Origin of the sequence: Sphaerospermopsis sp. LEGE 08334, assembly GCF_015207205.1 — a bacterium.
Classification (GTDB): domain Bacteria; phylum Cyanobacteriota; class Cyanobacteriia; order Cyanobacteriales; family Nostocaceae; genus Sphaerospermopsis.
Window position 1 is genome coordinate 40,886 of the sequence record NZ_JADEXH010000016.1, and the last position, 21,661, is coordinate 62,546.

General features: G+C 36.1%; 15 protein-coding genes and 1 pseudogene. 8 read left to right on the forward strand and 8 right to left on the reverse strand.

Annotation, left to right across the window (positions count from 1 at the left end):
* Positions 1-638 precede the first annotated feature (638 nt).
* From IQ237_RS10980 to IQ237_RS11000, 6 genes and pseudogenes are all read left to right on the forward strand, one after another.
* Entirely contained in the window at positions 639-1,847 is a 1,209-nt protein-coding gene (locus IQ237_RS10980; protein WP_194055008.1) for a response regulator, read from the forward strand.
* A 300-nt stretch (positions 1,848-2,147) separates the two neighbouring features.
* Positions 2,148-2,513 (forward strand): response regulator transcription factor, encoded by a 366-nt coding sequence (locus IQ237_RS10985; RefSeq protein ID WP_187038488.1) that lies wholly within the window; start codon positions 2,148-2,150, stop codon positions 2,511-2,513.
* Between the two features lie 186 nt (positions 2,514-2,699).
* Positions 2,700-3,173 carry a chemotaxis protein CheW gene (locus tag IQ237_RS10990; RefSeq protein WP_194055010.1) on the forward strand — a complete coding sequence of 158 codons (474 nt, stop codon included), beginning with the start codon at positions 2,700-2,702 and terminating at the stop codon, positions 3,171-3,173.
* Positions 3,174-3,476: 303 nt separating this feature from the next.
* Positions 3,477-4,427 (forward strand): annotated as a pseudogene (locus IQ237_RS27025) (GAF domain-containing protein); the annotation flags it as partial.
* On the forward strand, positions 4,419-7,709 hold the full coding sequence (locus IQ237_RS10995; RefSeq protein ID WP_255512648.1) for a GAF domain-containing protein: 3,291 nt from the start codon (positions 4,419-4,421) through the stop codon (positions 7,707-7,709). The pseudogene IQ237_RS27025 and the gene IQ237_RS10995, both read left to right, overlap by 9 nt.
* Positions 7,710-7,844: 135 nt before the next feature.
* Positions 7,845-11,594 (forward strand): hybrid sensor histidine kinase/response regulator, encoded by a 3,750-nt coding sequence (locus IQ237_RS11000; RefSeq protein WP_194055021.1) that lies wholly within the window; start codon positions 7,845-7,847, stop codon positions 11,592-11,594.
* 117 nt (positions 11,595-11,711) lie between these two features.
* On the opposite strand, the gene IQ237_RS11005 is transcribed toward IQ237_RS11000, so the two are convergent.
* The 7 genes from IQ237_RS11005 to IQ237_RS11035 all read right to left on the reverse strand — a co-directional run bounded on the left by IQ237_RS11005 (position 11,712) and on the right by IQ237_RS11035 (position 18,600).
* On the reverse strand, positions 11,712-11,978 hold the full coding sequence (locus IQ237_RS11005; RefSeq protein ID WP_194055023.1) for a hypothetical protein: 267 nt from the start codon (positions 11,976-11,978) through the stop codon (positions 11,712-11,714).
* Positions 11,979-13,087: 1,109 nt separating this feature from the next.
* A complete protein-coding gene (locus tag IQ237_RS11010) occupies positions 13,088-13,495 on the reverse strand; it encodes a PIN domain-containing protein (protein ID WP_194055025.1) in 408 nt (135 codons plus the stop codon).
* Positions 13,496-13,500: 5 nt separating this feature from the next.
* Positions 13,501-13,761: a hypothetical protein gene (locus tag IQ237_RS11015; RefSeq protein WP_194055027.1), complete on the reverse strand. Its 261-nt coding sequence runs from the start codon at positions 13,759-13,761 to the stop codon at positions 13,501-13,503.
* 241 nt (positions 13,762-14,002) lie between these two features.
* Positions 14,003-14,614, reverse strand: coding sequence for a CPBP family intramembrane glutamic endopeptidase (locus tag IQ237_RS11020; protein WP_194055029.1), 612 nt, complete (start codon positions 14,612-14,614; stop codon positions 14,003-14,005).
* A 121-nt stretch (positions 14,615-14,735) separates the two neighbouring features.
* Complete coding sequence (locus tag IQ237_RS11025; RefSeq protein ID WP_194055031.1) at positions 14,736-16,982, reverse strand: CHAT domain-containing protein; 2,247 nt, start codon at positions 16,980-16,982, stop codon at positions 14,736-14,738.
* Positions 16,983-16,994: 12 nt separating this feature from the next.
* Positions 16,995-17,924: a DUF1822 family protein gene (locus tag IQ237_RS11030; RefSeq protein WP_194055033.1), complete on the reverse strand. Its 930-nt coding sequence runs from the start codon at positions 17,922-17,924 to the stop codon at positions 16,995-16,997.
* Positions 17,925-17,928: 4 nt separating this feature from the next.
* Positions 17,929-18,600, reverse strand: a complete 672-nt coding sequence (locus tag IQ237_RS11035) for a sigma-70 family RNA polymerase sigma factor (RefSeq protein ID WP_194055035.1) — start codon at positions 18,598-18,600, stop codon at positions 17,929-17,931.
* A gap of 185 nt (positions 18,601-18,785) precedes the next feature.
* On the opposite strand from IQ237_RS11035, the gene IQ237_RS11040 reads away from it, so the two are divergent.
* Both IQ237_RS11040 and IQ237_RS11045 read left to right on the forward strand, forming a co-directional pair.
* Positions 18,786-19,016, forward strand: coding sequence for a hypothetical protein (locus IQ237_RS11040; protein ID WP_194055037.1), 231 nt, complete (start codon positions 18,786-18,788; stop codon positions 19,014-19,016).
* The gene (locus IQ237_RS11045) at positions 19,009-19,422 is read left to right on the forward strand and encodes a putative toxin-antitoxin system toxin component, PIN family (RefSeq protein WP_194055039.1); all 414 of its coding nucleotides are present in this window, start codon (positions 19,009-19,011) and stop codon (positions 19,420-19,422) included. Before IQ237_RS11040 ends, IQ237_RS11045 begins: the two co-directional genes overlap by 8 nt.
* Positions 19,423-19,650: 228 nt before the next feature.
* On the opposite strand, the gene IQ237_RS11050 is transcribed toward IQ237_RS11045, so the two are convergent.
* On the reverse strand, positions 19,651-21,606 hold the full coding sequence (locus tag IQ237_RS11050; protein WP_194055041.1) for a M48 family metalloprotease: 1,956 nt from the start codon (positions 21,604-21,606) through the stop codon (positions 19,651-19,653).
* Positions 21,607-21,661: the final 55 nt, after the last annotated feature.

The following is a 21,661-nucleotide window of genomic DNA, read 5'->3' on the forward strand; positions in this document are numbered from 1 at the left end:
CGACACAAGGAGTTAAGTAAGTTGTTAACCAGCTACATTTTATATAAGTTCAACTACTTTGGCTTTTACCGTCGTTCTAATTGTCTCAAAAATTATGATTCATGGAATAAAAATTCCCAAAATCCTATAAAAACTCACCAAAATTCACACTATCTTTATCTTTAGTAAATATAAATTCAGAAATTTTACGGATAACGTATCAAGAAATATTGCGTAAAATAGCATATAAGTGTAATTTCCATTTAAATACTTAAATCTTGCGTTTAGGGAAGTTAAAAAAGAAATGATCCAAGTTCTCGATTCAAAATGAGGTTTCTTCCATCTGCTACTTGATCTCAGAGAGTTTGTATATTTTTTTATTCGGAAGTCCCTTACCTCATCCAACTTGTCAACCAACTGTCTTCAAACATATCAACAGGGTGTAAAGTATTAAATAGATCATCTCCTAGTTCAAATTTAAAACTACTTTTAAACAAGACCAAGCAAGTGCTGAACAAAACTAGTATAGAGAAAGAAAAGGTAATATTTATACCGTTAAAGCCACATATATTTTTGTCAATTTCCTGGTGCTTGCTAACTCCTGTGTGGCTAATATTAGATTCTCTAGAGACTGACTTATTGATTACAAGGAACAAAGTATGACCAACTCAGAACTCGTGGAATCTCATAACTTACTGAATGAGTTTAAAACCTGTACTCAGTTTCAGTACAACGGTAAATTAAATATTAAAAGCTCCAAAGGCCGTCAATGGGCTTTTTACTATCGTCTCGGACGGATAGTTTGGGCAACTGGTGGGACTCATCCCTTCAGACGCTGGCGCAGACAAATGGCGCAGCATTGTCCTGAGATTGATTTAGACAAGATTCGCTGTCGCTCTGAGGATTTTGCTATAGATTACTGGGATTATCATCTCTTGGATATCTTATACAAAAGGCAAAAAATCCAACGAGAACAAATTCAAGCTATTGTCGAAGGCACAATTGCAGAACTATTTTTTGATTTAGCCCAGGAGGTTGATTTTCATGCTGTAACTAGTCATTTCAGCCATGATGTAGTTTTAGATATGCCTATGAGTTTCACAAGTGCAGATATGTCAATCAAACAGATGCAAGACTCATGGGCAATTTGGTCACAAGTCGGTTTAGCCAATGTTTCTCCCAACTCATCACCTGTCCTACGGCGGCCAGAGCAACTCGAACAGATGGTGAGTCCATCTGTGTACAAAAACTTTGTCAATTTAATTAATGGCAAATACACTCTGCGAGAACTCGCCATCAAAATGAAACAGGATGTGATGCCTGTTGCTCGTTCCTTGCTTCCCTATATCCTCAAAGGCATTATTGAGTTAGTCGAAGTACCTGACCTACCTCTGCAAGTTGCAGATGGCGACCATCCTACCTCTGGACATTCTAGAAGTCGGATGAATCGAATTGCACCACTGATAGCTTGTGTTGATGATAGTCCTTTGGTGTGTAAAACTCTAGAGGATATTATCACCTCCAATGGATTTAGATTTACCAAGGTTCAAGATGCTATCCAAGCTTTACCTGTTCTGATTCAAGAGAAGCCAGATTTAATTTTCTTGGATTTGATTATGCCAGTAGCCAGTGGTTACGAAATTTGCACTCAGTTACGGCGCATACCTGCTTTTGCTAGTACACCAGTAATTATCTTAACTGGCAATGATGGTCTTTTGGATCGAGTGCGTGCTAAAGTAGTTGGTTCAACAGATTTTATCTCCAAACCAATCGTGGCTGAACGAGTCATAGGTGTAATACGTAAATATTTACCTGTACAAGCTAACTCAACGGTTAAAAATATAGCTAATTTAGAAGCTTCTGGATAGGTGATGTTTACTTTACAAGTATCTCTTGTTTGATAAAATATACTTATGATACCAAAAAAATTACAGCCTAGTTGTTTTTGTCCTCAATTAGACGTTTTCAGAAGTTTTAAAATAAAGTTAAATCATGAACTTAAATGGTTGTAAACTTATGTTTAATACGTAACTTTCCTAATGGAAATATCTATACAATGATTGAAGATATAATAACCATACAGGCTAGTGTTATTTTCATCTGTCTGAATTGCTCCCTCTAAGTCTTTGTTTCCAAGTTGAAAAACATAATTTTAATAGGTAGTTACCATGAGTACTGTTTTAGTGGTTGAAGATGGTTTGACTGATATGGAAATTATCAGCGGTTACTTACGACAAGCAGGTTATTCTGTAATTTCTGCCGTCAGCAGTGAAGAGGCACAACAAAAACTTGATACAAATAAACCTGATGTTATTCTATTGGATGTAATTTTACCAGGTAAAAGCGGTTTTGAGATTTGTCGAGAACTACAAAATAACCCTAATACTAGCCAAATACCTGTGGTTTTTTGTTCTACTAAAAATAGTGAAGTAGATAAGATTTGGGGTAATATGTTGGGCGCTAAAGCTTACCTATCCAAACCAATAGATAAGGAAGAATTAGAAAAAACTTTGAAAACATTAACCAACAAGTAAAAAAAATATTTAAGGAGTCAGGAGTAAAATTAGCTTGGTGTATAGGTTTCAATTTAAAGTCTGTACCTAATTGATCTGCAATCTGCTGTATTTAATTGATTCAAAAAGAAATAGTCACTATTTATCATTGAGTTTAAATCATTAAATAGTGGCGAAAACCCTATCTAAATAAAAAGGAAATTGACTTTGGAAACCAAACAAAAATTCTTAAGTTTTAATTTGGGATCACGAGATCAAGCTGTAATTGATTTACAACATATTTCAGAGGTATTACGTATATCCCTGGCGGAAATTTGCGTAGTTCCACAGATGCCAAATTGTGTTTTAGGTATTTATAGTTGGCGTGGGGAAATGCTGTGGATGGTTGATATAGAGGAAATGTTAGGTTATCCACCGCTTTTACAAGGTTCAAATTTACTGACAAAAATCATGGCAATTGTGCTAGAAAAAGACGGTAAATATTTGGGGCTGTTGGTGCGCCAATTAACAGATATTGAGTGGATGGATACTCAACAAATGAAAATTCCCTCTCCTGAGCTATTTTACCCAGCAATGTCAGGTTATTTGCAAGGATACTTTACTAATGGTTCAGAACAGATGATTTTCAATTTAGATGCTTTAGCAATTATACAATCGCCAATGTGGGGGAGTCATAACTAACAAATGTTGTTGTAACAAGTAATAAAACTGATAATTCAGTTAATTGGCATCTTATTATTTAAGTAATTTTTTTGTTCAAAATTTCCAGTTATTAGTAGCTAAAAAAGTATTGAGGATAGGTCAATGACAACATTATATCAAAGTAATGAAGACAGAGGAAATATCTTTGGTGAGGTAGAAAAATCGGATAAACAAAATGGCAGTACACTAGAAAAGTTTGCTCGCAATGATGGGGCTAAAACTAATACTATTGCCCAGGAATTTAAAGCTTGGCGGCAACGCTTCCAGTATATAACCTCGCAAATGGGGAAAGCACAAGACCTAGATTCTTTACTAAAGGTAACTGTAGCGCAAGTTAGGGATAAGATTGGTGGCGATCGCGCCTTGATTTATCAATTTACTAACTCGGATACTGGTACAGTTTTAGTAGAATCAAGAACCACGGGTTGGACACCATCTTTAGGCGAAAATCTGCCAGCAATTTTGTTTGGTTTATATACAAATCAAGATTACATAGAACCAGTAACCATAGACGATATTAATCAAATTCAAGCTACTCCCTATCAAAAACAACTACTAGATAAATTTCAAGTTAAAGCTAGTTTAAGTCTACCAATTTCAAGAAATAATCAAGTATGGGGCTTGTTGGTACTCCAGAGTTGTGGATCAGAGCGTCAATGGCAAGAGGCAGAAATTACACTACTGTCGCAAATAAGCACAGAAATTACCTACAGATTGCAGAGTTTTAAATTACAAAAAGAACTGCAACAGTCAGGACTAGCCAAAAAATCAGCAGCTAAAGTTATCAGCAAGATTTTACAACAGCCAGATGTAGATAAAATCTTTCAAACCACCACTCAAGAAGTCAGACAATTACTAAAATGCGATCGCGTGGGTGTGTATCGTTTTGAGCAAGATTGGAGTGGTAAATTTGTTTCTGAGTCAGTAGGCAACAACTGGACAAAAGTCGTCACACCTGATTATAAAATGGTGTGGGAAGATACCCACCTACAAGAAACCAAAGGTGGACGATATGCTCAAGGTGAAACATTTGTTGTCAATGACACCTATAAAATCGGTCTAGCTCAGTGCCATATTGACATCTTAGAACAATTTGAAGCTAAAGCTTATATAATTGCTCCCATCTTCTCTGGAGAAAAATTATGGGGTTTACTAGCAGCTTATCAAAATACAGGGTCACGGGAATGGCAAGATTGGGAAGTGAGCTTTTTAAATCAGATTGGCTTGCAATTTGGTGTAGCTATTTCCCAAGGAGAATACTTAGAAAAAGTACAAAAACAATCTGATCAACTAGCGCAGATTGCTAAACAAGAAAAAGCCTTAACCAAGATAGTCAACCGGATTCGTCAATCTTCCGATTTAGAAGAAATCTTCAAAACCACCACACAGGAAGCACGTCAGGCACTCAAATGCGATCGCGTTGCTATTTATCGCTTCAATCCAGATTGGAGTGGTAATTTTATCGCTGAATCAGTAGCAACAGGATGGGTAAAACTTGTTGGTAGTGATATCAATACCTTGGTTGAAGATACTTATTTCCAAGAAACCAAAGGCGCGAGATTTGCTAAAGGTGAAAACCTGTGGGTAAATGATATCTATCAGGAAAATATTACCCCCTGTTACCTAGAACTATTAGAAACGTTTGAAGCCAAAGCTTATGTTAATGTTCCCATCTTCTTTGGCGATCAATTGTGGGGATTGTTGGCAGCTTATCAAAATTCCGAAACCCGTGAATGGCAAACCTCGGAAGTCAACTTCTTGACTCAAATAGCTTTGCAGTTCAACTTAGCAAAATCACAAATAGACTATTTAGAAACAGTCAAATTAAAAAATGAAGAACTAGCAAAAATAGCTGAACAAGAAAAAAGCATCAACAAGATAGTCAACCGCATTCGTCAAGCGAGAGATGTAGATGAAATATTCGTCACCACCACTCAAGAAGTCCGTCAGGCGTTACGTTGCGATCGCGTCGCTGTTTATCAATTCCATCCAGATTGGAGCGGACAATTTATAGCTGAATCAGTAGCTAGTGGCTGGATAAAAGTTGCCACTGCTGACTTTAAAATGGTATGGGAAGATAGCCACTTACAAGAAACCCAAGGTGGTAGATATGCCAAAGGCGAATCCTTGGCAGTTAATAACATCTATCAAGCCGGTCACGCTCAATGTCACTTGGAAATTTTAGAACAGATAGAAGCCAAAGCTTACATAATAGTTCCGATCTTTTATGGAGAAAAATTGTGGGGATTATTGGCAGCTTATCAAAACAGTAGCACCCGTGAATGGCAAACCAGAGAAGTCAAATTTTTAGAGCAGATTGGCTTGCAATTTAGTTTAGCGAAATCACAGATAGATTATATAGATCAAGTACAATCGCAATCTCAAGAAATTAGTCAGATTGCCGAACAAGAGAAAACCCTCAACAAAATAGTTAACCGTATCCGCCAATCCTTTGATTTAGAAGACATCTTCAAAGCAGCTACTCAAGAAGTTCGTCAGGCGTTACGTTGCGATCGCGTCGCTGTTTATCAATTCCATCCAGATTGGAGCGGACAATTTATAGCTGAATCAGTAGCTAGTGGCTGGATAAAAGTTGCCACTGCTGACTTTAAAATGGTATGGGAAGATAGCCACTTACAAGAAACCCAAGGTGGTAGATATGCCAAAGGTGAATCCTTGGCAGTTAATAACATCTATCAAGCTGGTCACGCTCAATGTCACTTGGAAATTTTAGAACAGATAGAAGCCAAAGCTTACATAATAGTTCCGATCTTTTATGGAGAAAAATTATGGGGATTATTGGCAGCTTATCAAAACAGTAGCACCCGTGAATGGCAACGCCGAGAAGTCAACTTTTTAGAACAGATTGGCTTGCAAATTAGTTTAGCAAAATCACAGATAGATTATCTAGAACAAGTACAATCTAAATCAGAGAAACTAGCGCAGATCGCCGAACAAGAAAAAGCCTTTAGTAAGATAGTTAACCGCATCCGTCAATCTTCAGATGTAGAAGAAATCTTCAAAACCACCACCCAAGAAGTCAGACAACTACTAAAATGCGATCGCGCCGTCGTTTATCAATTTACATCTGATTGGGGAGGAGAATTTGTAGCTGAATCAGTAGCTAGTGGTTGGGTAAAACTTGTAGGACCTGGTCTTAAAACCACCTTAAACGACCCTTGCTTACAAGACAACGAAGGTGGACGCTATAAAAAAGGTGATGCTTTAGTAGTCAACGACATTTATAAAGCTACCCTTGATCCTTGCTACATAGAAATCATCGAAAAATATGAAGCCAGAGGATATATCATTACTCCCATCTTATTTGGCGATAAACTCTGGGGATTACTGGCAGCTTATCAAAACTCCGCCCCCCGTCAATGGGAAGAATCAGAAATTAACTTGTTGTCACGAATCGCAGACCAATTAGGACTGGCTTTACAACAAGCAGAATACCTAAAACAACTGCAAACTCAATCTGCCCAACTATCAGAAGCCGCCCAACGGGAAAAAGCCGCCAAAGAATTACTACAACAAAGGTCAATTCAACTACTCAGAGCCATTAGTCCCGCCCTTAGCGGTGATTTAACAGTCCGCGCTCCCATTACAGAAGACGAATTAGGCACAATTGCGGATGCTTACAATGGCACACTGCAAGCATTACAGCAAATCGTTATTCAGGTACAAACATCTTCCCAACAAGTTGCCCAAACCTCTATCAATAGCAGTTCTTCCTTAGTAGGATTAACTGATTTAGCAAAAGAACAGTCCGACGAAATTAGCCAAGCATTACGGGATTTGCAACAGATGGTAGATGCTACCCAAGCCGTCGTAGCCAACGCCCAACTAGTGCAAATGGCAGTACAACAAGCCAACAAAACTGTAGATTCTGGTGATACAGCCATGAACCAAACAGTAAATGCTATTCAGGCCATTCGGGAAACCGTCGCCCAAACTAGCAAAAAGATTAAACGCCTGAGTGAATCATCCCAAAAAATCTCTAAAGTCGTGAATTTGATTAGCAACTTTGCCTCACAAACCAACGTACTAGCTTTGAATGCTGCCATTGAAGCTACTCGCGCTGGTGAATATGGTAAAGGCTTTGCCGTGGTAGCAGATGAAGTTCGGTCTTTGTCTCGTCAGTCGGCAGCAGCTACCATCGAAATTGAAAAATTAGTCCAAGAAATTCAAGCAGAAACTGGGGAAGTTGCTGTGGCAATGGAAACAGGTATTCAACAAGTTGTGGAAGGAACAAACTTAGTTAGTCAAACCCGCCAAAACTTGAACGCCATTGTTTCCGCGACTGCGGAAATTAGTCAACTCATTGAGTGCATTACTGAAGCCACCCAAAAACAAATGGAACAATCGGTAACAGTAACAACATCCATGAATGATGTAGCTGCAATTGCTAATAAAACCTTTGGTGAATCTCAAGAAATTGCTGCGGTCTTCCAAAACCTATCAGAAATGGCTCAAGCTCTCTTAACAACCGCTGGTAAGTTTAAAGTCAAATAAAAGATAGGGAATGGGGAAGGGAACAGGGAACAAATTTATTGTTATTATCCTGCCTCCTACCTTCTGCCTCCTGCCTCCTGCCTCCTGCCCCCTGCCTCCTGCCTCCTGCCTCCTGACTCCTGACTCCTGACTCTTATGATTACAGATACTGAAATTCGTGAACAAGGCTATGCTTACTTTTTAGCCGAAGCACCAGAATTATTACAAGCAATTGAACAAGATTTATTTAGCTTTTTAGAAGACCATAGCACCAAAAAAGTACATAACTTAATGCGGGCGACTCATACAATTAAAGGAGGAGCAGCTACGGTTGGGCTAGATACAATCAAGATGATCGCCCATTCTTTAGAAGATATCTTTAAAGCTTTATATAGTCCTGATGTAGTTATAGATACTGAATTGCAAACCCTCCTACTAGAAGCTTACGAATGTCTTCAGTTGGCTGTCACCGCAGAATTGACATCAAATAATATTGATAGTGAAGGAATTATACAAAGGGCAAGTTCGGCATTTGCACAATTACAAACAAAATTAGGTGATGCTTTTGGGGCTGAAGATCATATTCCTACTTCTGAAGAATTGGGATTTGATATTGTCCAATCTATTTTTGAAGTAGGCGTTACTCAACGCTTAGAAAGTATAGCTGATGCTATTAATCATTTACTCAATAATCAGGAATTAGCAGAGTTTTTAAACTCTCAACTTGAGGTATTTATAGGGTTAGCTGAATCTTTAAATTTACCTGGTTTCAAAGAATTGTCTCAGACAATTATGGCTGCATTAGTAGCTCATCCGCAGGAAGTACATGAAGTAGCGGAAATTGCCTTAGCTGATTTACAAGCGGCACAAAAAGCAGTTTTAGCTGGCGATCGCACATCCGGGGGTTCACCTTCTGCTGCTTTAAAAGCACTAACCCTGGCAGAAAAAGAAGGAGAACCAGAGGTAGAAAAAAAACAATCACCTGTTACACCCACTAATAGTTCCTTGGCTACAGTCCCCAAAAATGAGTCAGGAATTAGCCATAACAATAACTCTTTCGCTCACATATTTTTCCATATTACTAGAGAATTTTATCAATTTTTAATTACATCTGGTGACAGAGAACATGAGCCTTTGAAACCAGCAAATGCCAAATTTTACTTAAAAGTAATTCGCTATATTTTTGGCTGGTTTAATCACCAAAGACAAATACCAGAATCAGAACTGAGTTTAGATTTATTAATTTCTGAAAAACATCAAGATGATGCTAGAGAATATGTGAAAAATTGGATAAATCAATTTTTAGATTCTATTAGGGAGGAACAGGATCAAGAGAACCTTTGTCTTTATCGTCGCGGTGTGATATTAATAATTATCCTCACTGTTGCTGAATTTGAGTATTCAGTTAAACAAGATGATCATGCTATTTCAATTATTAACTCACTCAAGAAACAAATCCGTCAACTAGGAAAAGAATATAAAAAATATCCTGCCGTCACAGAGGAAGAAAAAAAATGGCTTGATCGTCCCAAGTTACAAGAATTATTAGTTATTAAAGAAATATCTGCCCCTGTGGTTAATAACACTGACTATAATCTCGTAGAGGAAATATGGGGAGGAGAGCCTATACAAGAAACATCTGAAGAATCTTTGATAAACCATACCGCCGAAGAAGTTAAAAATGATAATTATTTAGAAAGTGTAACATCATCAGTTGTGAGTAATCAGGTATTTACAAATGATACTGATTCAGATTATGAAGTGATTACTGATGACACAGAAACAAAAAATAGAGAACTAGAAGATAAATCCCCAGCATCCCCCAATAAAAATTCCCGACAATCTTCATTTGTGCGTGTAGACGTAGAGGGATTAGAACGCCTCAATTACTTAACAGGGGAATTACTGATTTACCAAAAACGACGCACTTTATATGATGAACAAATTATCGAATTAATTGAGCAATTAAGTAAGAAAATCAGCCAGCATCAAGCAACTTTACAACAATTATGTGATTTGCCTTTGCAGGGAAATAATTTTTCTATAGCAACCAAGCAAAAAGTTTCTGCTGTACAATTTGATGCTTTAGAAATGGATGTTTATACAGAATTTAATTTAACATTACATGAAGCACTAGAAGAAACGCTGCAACTACAAGAAACTGCGGATTCTCTAGAATTACTAAGCAGACAATCTGCACAAATTAGTGAGAAAAAATATAATTTAACTCTGAGCATTATAGAGAACCTAGCAGAAGCAAGAATGCTACCTTTAGGAATCATATTAAATCGCTTTCCGCAAATGGTCAGCAATCTAGCAAATGTTTATGCAAAAAGTGTAAAATTAAAACTTACTGGCACAGAAGTTCTCATAGATAAAGCCATTGCCGAAAAACTCTATGATCCTTTATTGCAATTAGTTCGTAACGCTTTTGATCATGGGATTGAATCACCAGAAAAACGCTGTGAACGTGGTAAAAACGAACAAGGTTTAATAGAAATATGCGCCTATCATAAAGGAAATCAAACTATTATTGAAGTTAGAGATGATGGTCAAGGTTTAAATTTAGAAAGTATTAGAAAAAGAGCTATTGATCTGAATCTGATCCCAGATGATGACAACCCTCAATATTATCATCATCAAACTGAATCAGAACTGATCGATCTCATGTTTTCACCTGGATTTTCTACCGCTGTTAAGGTGAGTGAAATTTCTGGACGGGGTATGGGGTTAGATATTGTCCGTACTCAGTTACAATCACTTAATGGCGCGATTTCCGTGCAATCATCGCCGAATCAAGGAACAACATTTATACTGAAAATCCCCTTTTCTATGACCACAGATAAATTAATGCTAGTCCAATCTGGGGGTATTGTTTATGCTTTACTACTAGATAGTATTGAAAAAATATTAATTCCCTCGGAACAGCAAATCCAAGAATTTGAAGGCAAACAAATTTTATATTGGCATTCTGGTGAAGAAGAAATTGTTGTTAACCTTGTTAAACTTGAAAGTTTAGTGTATTACAATGGTTCAGTTGTAGGCAGCAATTATTTAAATAATATACCCAGAACTGCTGATACAGAAATAATGAAAAATCCTGTGTTGCTGCTCAGACGCAATCAAGGGTTTTTGGGTTTAGAAGTTGACCAAATTATTGGGGAACAAGAATTAGTAATTAGACCTTTAGGTATTGTGATTACTCCACCAAAATATATTTATGGTTGTAGTAGTTTAGCGAATGGCAATTTGATTTTAGTGATTGATGGAACTATGTTGATAGATGCTCAACAGATGCAGGCCACACTGGATGTTAGAACTTTACCAACAAATTCTGAATCTCACAAACAAGCTTTGCTGATGTTGAATGATTATCATGATCAGAAATCTATATCATCATCTACACCAGCAAATGATTCTACACCGCTACTAGGTGCATCTGATTCCGTCAAAAAAATCGAATCTTCTGCAAATTCTGCTTTAGCAATCACGTCAAAATTGCCAAAAGTAGTGTTAATTATAGATGATGCTATTAGTGTCCGGCAAACTCTGGCTTTGACTTTACAAAAGTATGGTTATCAAGTTGTTTCAGCCCAAAATGGTGTAGAAGCTTTGGAACAGTTGGAGAGACATTCAGAAATTGAAGTGATCATTTCTGATTTGGAAATGCCTCGAATGAATGGATTTGAATTATTAAGTCATATTCGCCAAAATCCAGAATGGTCTCAAAAACCAGTGATGATTTTGACTTCTCGGAGTTCGGAAAAACATCGTCAGTTAGCGCAAGAATTAGGTGCAACTGCTTATTTTACTAAGCCTTATTTAGAGCATGAGCTTCTTTCTACTGTGGAGAGTTTAGCTAACAGTGATGGTGGTAGTGTAATACAGCAGTTTCCGTTTTTATAATGATAAAACACTTGTAGCGCAGGCATCTTGCCTGCTCATGGTGTACCTCATGTAGATAGAATGTGCTGTATGTGTATTTCACTCAGATTAAATATACTGTAAAAAAAATTAAGATGTTTAATATGCACGTTCTTGTTTAGGAGGTGTGTGTTCTTCCCCTGTGGGGTTATCCAAAACAAAACCTCGAAAAAATAGACCAGCACAGACAACAACACTCATGGTAATCACAGCAACTACGACAGTAATTATTCTTAAAGGAAAGGTCTTTTGCTGAGGAATAACTTGTTGTGAAAGATGTAAAGTGGTATTTTGTAGAGGTGTAACCTGTTGTGAAAAATGTATGTTTGTCTGGTTGAGAGAAGAAAGTGCTTGCAGTTTTTCCACGAATGATCTTTTACATATTCAAGACCTTCAGGAATATAAGTTAAAAGTTTTTGTATTTTGTTAATAGAATCGGTATACTCTGGAGAATCTACGGAAATGACTTGCTTGGGTGTTGTTTGGGATGATGTGTTATCTGTATTTTGCTGTTGAGCTAAAACTACATAATTCGTAGTTACAATAAAGGCAGTGCTTGTGACAACACTAATAGTTTTCCGAATCAATTTAAACATGGATTTTCTCAACAGTAAACAATAATTTTGAAGACCAACGCAGATAATTAAACTATCAGTTTTAGCAAAATAGGCTTACTTTATATACGCTCCCTGCTTATCCTGTGTTGCAAATAGGGAAAAAATTTTTTTGACACCTATACCAAACCCGCGAGATAGGGAAAGGAGAGCGATCGCTCTTTTCTCCGTAGGTATTGCACGCTAGTATAACAATTACCAATACATATCATACTACGTAATTTCTGATTTTTATAACTGTGTAGAAATACTCACAACTGTGTATAATACGGACTAATTTATAAATTAAATACAAAAAATAATTACTCAGTATATAGTGGAGATACAGATTCAGCATAGTTAAAAAATTGCGTAGGGTAATTCATGAATTACCTCTACTTTTGTTCTGTTTTGCGTAAGTCCTCAGCTATACTAAACCCACAAGAATAGCGATGTCTAAGCAGAGCGATCGCACTTAAATCAAACCTTACTACAATGGAACAAAGTGATATTGCAATGAGGTAAGCTGTTGTGTGTTTAATTTGTATAACTGTTGAGGGCTGTTTTTTCCTAACCATAACTGTCCATCTTTTATTGATATAAAACCCCAACTTCTGTAAACATTCAAAATTAATGTTACTAATCAAGATAACTTTCCCGCTACTTCTTTATTTTGTAAGTATTCAGCTATAGCACTTGTTTCCAGATCCCCGAATTATAAGATAGATTTATCCTTTCCGAATACAATCAATCAAAGAAGTCGGGGATCTTATCACCTCACCTGAATCCTTACTTTATTTTTTATCCTGGATTTATCTTCATTTTAGCGGGTGATTGAGAGAAAGCGATCTGACGACGTTCATAAATCGTATTTTTATTAGTTTATGGGACACCAACAATTCCTAATCCTGCCATTTGACGAATATGATCATCAAAAGCGAATACCTTAAATATTTGTAAGCGATGAGCCATAACTAAAATAGAACAATCTGTGTAACTCCATTTTTTGTCATTGTACTTACAGAAAGCTTCCCATATTGCCAGATCATCGCTATCTGACACATTAATATAACGATGATCTTCTCTTAGTATTTGACCGACTTGAATTGAGGCTCGACTAGATACCTTGCTCCGAATCCAAGTTACAGTTTCATCGAATACCGATTCGAGAATAATCCAATTATTATAAGGATTTTCTAGGCAATATTTTTGAGCGATTTCGTGATGAGTTTCAGATTTAACAAAAAAGGCAATTAAAGCAGAAGTATCAACAATAATTTCTTTATCCACAATTTTTAATAAATAATTTCATCAATGTTTTCAGCGTAGTTAGTTATAACTTGACCCCGATTATCTTGTCCGATAATATATTTAGGCTCAGGTTGGACAATTTCTAAACTTCCACAAAGTTCCCAAGTACGAGTCTTAGTAATATCTGGTAATTCAGCTTGAACATAATTTTCCAAAGCTTTGATAACAATCTCTTGAACCGAGGATTTTTGTTCTTGCAAACGAGATATTAATTCGTCTGGAATTTCTATCAATATTTGAGTCATTGATAAACCTTAGAGATTAATGTTGTTTTACTAACATTATAGCCTGTTTTTGAATTATAACAACTAGACGCAAACGCGATCGCTTGAATCAGTTACCGAAAGGCTAACAACTGTTTACTGATTCAGGTGATTCGCCAGAAGTCCAGAAAACAAGTTTCGTGAAGAAACCAGTTTTCTAGATATTGTCACAGAAGGAAATTTTGGCACGCTTACTTTTGTTCTGTTTTGCGTAAGTCCTGACCTATATCAAACCTACGAGAATAGCGATCGCTCCCAGTAAGGAATGACTAATAATGACACTATATAAATTACCAAACTTGGCGTAGTTCCATCCCCAAATTATACCGATAATAAATGTAAATACCAGCGTGAGTATATCTCTATAAATCAGATGCACAAAACTGTAAAGTAAGGTAGAAAGTATAATCTGTACCCAAGTTGTAAATTTTGCTCTCTTAAAAATAGCAAATAAAAACCCCCGATATAGAAACTCTTGTATAGGGGAAGATATAGCGACAAAGAAAAGGTAAAATAGCCATTGATATGCGGAGTTATCTAAACGTGATCCATGAGTCAAATAATAAATAAACATTAACCCAGTAAAGATTAATGTTGGTAAGGCGATCGCTTGCAGAGATTTTTCTAAGTTATTATTTGTAAATCCCAATTCTACAGGAGAAAATCGGTATAAATAGGCGATCGCTACTACCATTATAGCCGCCAAAATTAACACATAAAAACGCCAGGAAAAAGGAATTAATTCTAAAAATACAAGTAAAACTGGGAGAATGTATGTCAAAAATACAATGATAATTACTTTTTTTCGTTCTTGATAGAGTTCCTGATTTGCCATATTTAATCATCACATCAGTAAGTATTCAGCTATAGCACTTATTCATACCCAGATCCCCGACTTCTGATATCAATTTATAATTTGTGGACACAATAAATAAAAGAAGTCGGGGATCTTATATTTAATCATCACCTACTCGCAAATCAATCCAACGCACAAGTAAGCAAAATAAAGGAGCAAAAAACACGATACTTGCAAACCAAGGAGTTAAAGGATTGGTACTGTTCATTCCAAACAAGTGATCAATAATAGAAACACCAAAAATACTACTTAACACAGTAAAACCTAAACTACCTAATAAGAATGACAACAAAATAGGCTGATATTTTTGGGTAGCACTTTTGTATATACTGCTAATAGTGGTGAAAAATAAGATGGCAATAATCGCATAGGTAATTACATTAATTCCGGCTAGAGTACCTCGGAAATCATAGGAAAATAACAGACTTTTGGTATGTTGGATGCTGTAGCTTTGAAAAGGCAACCATAGGAGAATACCCAACTCACAAATAATCAGATAAGTGAGGTATTTATTTTTATTGAAGATGGAATCTGGAGCAAAAATAATATTTGATACCAGTGCTACAAGTTGAACCCCACAAGCAACAATACTGACAAAATTGAGAACGTAAAACCATCTACTTAGGGAGAAATATTGATGATTTTGTTGCCAAACTTGATAGGAGGTAGCAATTCTTAAAAGTCCTTGAAATCCTGTTCTATTATTGCTTTTTTGTAGTCGTTTAATGGCTGGTTCTAATTCAGATTTTTTGATGATTAAATTTCCTTGGTCGTCAAAAGCCTGATCAATATTAAAAATGTCTTGGGGAATACTTTTGATCTGTGATTCTGAAGTTCCCCAATCTAAATACAGTGTTTTTAGGTTTTCAGCTTTAATTGTTGTCATTGCTTGGGAATTAAATTCTAAAAACATCATGCGATCGCCATTAAGCTCAAAAAACAACGCCCCCAAAGTGATAAAAATTGTCACCAATGTTAAAATTAAAAAAGACCGAGTTTGTACTCGAATCATACAATGCGCTCTATAAGCTGCAAATAGAGACATCCAAAGAAACAGAGAAGGATAAATGATAATATGGGGGTAAAGTTGAGCGTAAAGTGTTAAAGTTTCCCGGCCATTAAATTCAGTCAATATACCAAGAGGTAGACAAATAAGCATGGCGATCGCTATTATCCCTAAAAATATTTCCCATTGCCAAGATAACCTTCTTTCAGAAAATAAACGATTCCAAGTTACCTCTTTAGCTAAGGGGTTAGCAACAATTACAGGAAGCCAACTTTTACCGGGTTCAAATTTTTTTTGTAACTGTTGTCTAGCATAATTCATGGCTGCAAATAAAGAGCGATCTTGTACAAATGCCTCCAAAAAATGCCTTAATAATTCTCTAGCTACGGTAGATTCAACCCTTTCCCGCATGACAATACAATAAGGCAAAGATAGCTCAGTTAATTGATTTGCTAATCCCAAACCATCACAAGAATTAAAGATAGCTATTTGTAATCTTTTCTGAATTGCACCTGTTAATAAATCTTTCAATTCAGCAATTTCAATAATTCCTTCTTTGCCATCGGTGGGATTAATTTGAATCCGTCCAATACGTCCATTGCGATCGCTCTCACTATGGCCAGCAAAAAAGAAAATGTGCCAACCTTGACTATCTTGTAATTTCTCTTCTAACTGTTTGCGTGTAGGTTCTCTAAGAATATGAGGATCTCCACCATGTTGTCGCAAACTTTTAATAAAATTGATCTCTTCTGCAAAATCAAGTTTTTCATCACCAAATACCACCAATATCCGAGCAGTTGCTTTTAATTGTGGGGTTTGCTTTTGTGTCAACCGTTTAAAATTAGTAGCACTAATGGCAACTTCTACACCACTGCTAGTATACCCTGCTAAAGTGTCCCATTCTTGCCAAGGAAGTCCCCGTAATTCTCGATCTTCTGTTTGGATAATAATTTGAACTTCATCTTTTTGAGTTATTTTCTCCCTAAATTTTTGCAAAACCAAACTCACACGGGGATCTGGTTGTCCATTTTCATCAACCCAACCGTCTCTACCTAACCATTTGTTTAATTCTGCTTTTAAAGAATTAGCTAATTCTGTGAGATTAATTACTCCAGAAGTCCGATTTTCTCGATTTTTGATAACTTTGCGATCGCCTTGCAAACCAATATAATATTGCCAATCTTTAAACTTGTTTGATAAAGATTTTGGGAGAGGAGAAAGAAAAGAAACCAGTTCTTCTATTTGTCCATGTTGATCATAAATTGCAAGGGTGACTGGTAAAACTTCAGTATTATTCAGTTGCACCCTACCACCAATTTTAAAGGAGATTTTCCAAGTCATAGAAACTCCTGTTTAAGCAATAAAATATTCTCTAACAAAGGTTTCTCCTAACCGCAATTCTACCCAAAATTCCTCATTTGGAGATAATTCTAGCCATATATCTATCAAATCTCCAGATTCATTTACTGTTTTTGTATAAATATCAGATTCGTCTGGTACACTCACCTGCATACCCATAGGTAAAAAAGTATTTTCACTCTGGACAATGACTCTAACAGTAACTAATTCCTCACTGTTTTGGGAAACAGAAAGCTGCATTTTAAATATTTGTCCTGCTAGGGGAATATTTTTCTTGCAGGTAGCATTTCTCAGATCCCGCGTTGCAGGTTGCCAATCTCCTTCATAAATATTATTCAACCAATTTCTTAAATAAGTAATTTTTTTTTCTGTAAATTCTAGGGATAGATCATCAATTTCTGCTGTTTGTGTTTGTCCTATTAAAGATGTTTCTTTATCAGATAAATAATCAATTAAATCATCCATAGATTGTAAATCGGTTATTTTTACTTCTTCATTAGCAGCTTCAGTATCAAAATCAGCTAAAAAACCTATTAACATGGCTTCTTTTTCTGAATCAGCAATTTCTATAAATAAATAGCCGATGTTATTACTTGAAATATCAGATGGTAAAATTATTTTTTCTTGTTCTTTGACGATGACACAACATTCTAAATTACCCAATCCTGATAATTCTAATTCGTTAGCTTCACTCCATAAACGTTGACTTGCATTCCATCTTTCTGGGCGATTGAGATTAGTCTGAAAACCAAGTATCTGAAAATAAGCATCAGCAACAAATACAGCTAAGGTATTCAAATAAATTCTTTGTTGTATATTTGGTGCAAAATATTGTGCTGCATAAGCTCTAGCTTGGTGACGAAATGATGCACTAATGGGAAAGGGAATAGCTAAATCATGTAATACATTTAGTTTATCGTTCATAGTTTTATTCTCCCAATAATTTTTGATTTTCTTCTAACCATTTTTGCAGCAATGGTTCACATTTTCTATTCCAATGGGATCTCAGCGAACCCTGCGGTGATCCAACTTCATCAGCTATTTCTTGCCATTTTTTTCCTTGGATACGGTTCAATTCAGCAAATAATTGACAGTTAGCTTTTGGGTTATCTCTGATGTGACAATCTTTAAGAAAATTATCAGGATCTTCTATAATCCATTGCTTAAATGATTCCCAAATTTGAGTGAGTAAAGTCGCATCTATGGGAGAAACTAAGTTATCTATCAGATCAATAGACATTTCATCATTTTCTAAGACAGACTGTATCCGCTTTTGATAACGCTTGACTTTTCTGGCGTTTCTTATTTCATCTCTGTACTTATTTATTAGACACCTGTTAAACCAGTGTAGAAATAATCCCTGTTCTGGATTATATTTCTCACATAATGTTTTACTAGATAAATCAACCAGAGTTTTTTGTAATGCTTCTTCATAAATATCCTTGTTGTTATCATTCCCTGCTGCTGGCCTCCAAATACGTCCTGATTTCAGGAGAGATCGGAGCAAATGGTTAATTGCTTTACGGTGCTGTGGAGTATTTTTGGGGTACTTGCAAGCTTCCATGACGAGGATTTGCAGGTGGAGGTTTAGATCATCCATACACTTATGAAGTTTTAGTAAGAACATCATTAAGTATAGAATAATCTCTACTATTATTTATACGAAGAATAATTAACTCCTGTTGCAAATATTTGTTTATATTTATTTATGGTTTTTTGGAGGGCGATCGCAGCGATCGCCCTGATCAGATATAATAATACCAATACTATTAACAAGTCTTGACTATGCAGATTAGTGAAGAAATTACAATCAAAGTTAGTCCTAACGTTGCTCAAGCCTATCAAAAAGCAACAGAACGGAAAAAGCAATCTTTGGTAACGCTGGTTAGTTTATTTTTACGAGAGGATCTGAATGAGGAAGTTGATTTTCTTGGTAAATTGATGGATGAGATTAGCGATAAAGCAGTTTCCAGAGGCTTAACACCAGAAATTTTGGAGACTATTCTGAATGAATAATCTCCCTAAATATGTCTTAGATACCAATATTATTGTTAGTGCTTTATTATTTAAAAATAGTCAACCGCGTCAAGCCTTAGATAAAGCTCGGCATCAAGGAAATATTTTGATGTCTGAATCTATTTGGCAAGAAATAATAGAAGTTTTGAGCAGACCAAAGTTTGAAAAGTATGTTACTGCAATTGAGAGAGAATTTTTTCTAGATTGGTTGGCTGAATCATTAGATTTTATTGAAATTAGCGAGACTATTGTTGCTTGTCGAGATGCTAAGGATGATAAATTTTTAGAGTTAGCTGTTAATGGCAATGCAGAACTAATCGTGAGTGGAGATGAAGATTTGTTAATTTTAAATCATTTTCAAGAAATTGCTATTGTGACAGTTAGACAATTTTTAGAGATGGAATAATCTCGGTTGATATTGGGTTTTGTTTATTCAACCAACCGAAAAGCGATCGCCTCTTACAAATTACTATCATTACTATCATCGCATTTTCAACACTATCCCAACCAAGCCCACGGACAAGCGATCAGCAAAGATTAAGCCTTCTCTACAGTGATCGCTTGCTTGAGTAAGCTAGGGTAAAATTGGTAGATACTGGAGTAGATGGGATGCGATCGCTCTCAAAAATCTGACCTATTTTCCTGTCAACTCTCTAACTCGCTTTTGAATCAAACTGTGTTTTTCTACCCCTTCAAAAGCATAACGATTGTAACCACTGCGAGTAATTAAATCTTCCAAATAGCGAACCCGTTCTTGAGAAGATGGGTGAGTTGAAGCATAACTTTGACCACTAGAACCATAGCGTTCATGTAGAGTTTGCATAAAGCCACGCAAACCATCAGCAGCATAACCATAACTAGCTAGAGCGCGAGAACCAATAATATCAGATTGGCGTTCATTACCACGACTATAATCTCTACTCACCAAAGTAGTAAAAAAGTTTCCGAAGGGAATGACTGCTTTTAAATTAGCTAATAAGTGATCATTCGTAATACGTTGATAGCCATGAGAAAGAACCGCATGGCCAACTTCATGACCAATTAAACCCGCTAATTCCGCTTCAGATTTGGTATTAAGAATAGACCCAGTGTTGATAAATACTTTACCTCCTGGTAAAGCAAAAGCATTGAGAGAATCATCTTGGACGACATAAAACTCATAATTAAATTCACTTCGTCCCATCAACTTAGCAATATCCTGACCAATGGTATTGATATAACTTTGAACTATTTCATCTTGTACCAAGGGTAAGTTCTGTTTATATCCATTGGCAAATTGCTCTCCCATTGCTGATTCACCTTTAAGCATTAATTTGGCAAGTTCTACAGTTTGAAAAGCACTAGATTTAAAATCACCTGTCAATAATCCACCAAGACCACCCAAAATTGCTGTGGTAAGAATTTGATTATTCAACTCACCACGAAAACGCCCAAAATTTTTGTCGGCAATATTTACAAATTCGGCATTTTCTGAATGTTTGGGATTAACAATAGCAAACTGACGAGCAGCAATAGAAGCTTCTAACCACTGTTCATCTGCTTCTAAAATTTTAATTCTTGCCTTAGCCACATCTGGATTATAGGGAAATAAACTAGAGGCTCTTTCTAAAACTTCTCTGGCTTCTTTTGGCTTATTATATTTTTCCAATGCTTGCGCTAGTAAAATATGACCAGGTACAAATTCAGGATTTTTTTCGCTTAACAATTGTAGTGGTACGAATATTTTACTTTCTAAACCTTGTTGGAAACCTGCTTGTGCTTCGCGCCAATATACTTTACCTCCTGGTGACAATTGTTCTGGATCAGTTATCGGTTCTGGGAAATTGCTATTTTTGCTATCTTTAGCAAAAGGTTTTTTGACTTGACGATAAAGTTTTTCTGATTCTGTTCTTTTTCCTTGTTTGTAAAGTCTATCAGCTTTAAGTAAAGTTTCAAATTCTTTCTGGGAGTATTGGCTAGATTTGTTAGTATTGGCACTGATCAGATAATCTTTGAGATCATTTTCAGAAAGTTCATCTAAATTATCTTCAACCACTCTCAAATTATACTTACCTTGGCTTTGAGGTTGGTAGCTATTGACAACTACACGATAAGTATTTTGTTTGGGTAAGGTGACATGAAGAAATGAATTAGAACTATCTTCTCCCCGGTCGTCATTTTCAGCTAATTTATTACCTTGGGCATCAAGGAGCAGCAAATAGGTATCAAAGTCTTGACTTTCTAAGTAAATTTTGATTGATTGATTTTTAGAACCAGAAAAATTGTATTGGTCATACAAACTACCATCATCAGTGATTACTGAATCACCTGGTTTTATTGTTCCTTGTTTTTGGAGTAAGGTGGCTACAATCGGTGATTTTGATTTAGTGAAATTTGTAGTATTTTCAGGTTTCTTCCCTACTTTTTCACCTTGAAACAGTTTGTGATGTTGAAAGATTGGTGACTTATGGATATTTTCTGATTTCGTTGTGGGAGTAGCTGCTACCGATGGCGATATGGATAGGATTTTGAGATTGGGTAGTAGTAAGCTGGTGCTGGTGAATAGGATGCAGCCGAATAGTGCTAGTAATAATTGGTGTGTTTTTTTCATAGTTGTTGAGAACATGACAAGATAATTTCAGAATCCAAAGCAGTGAAAATTTTCG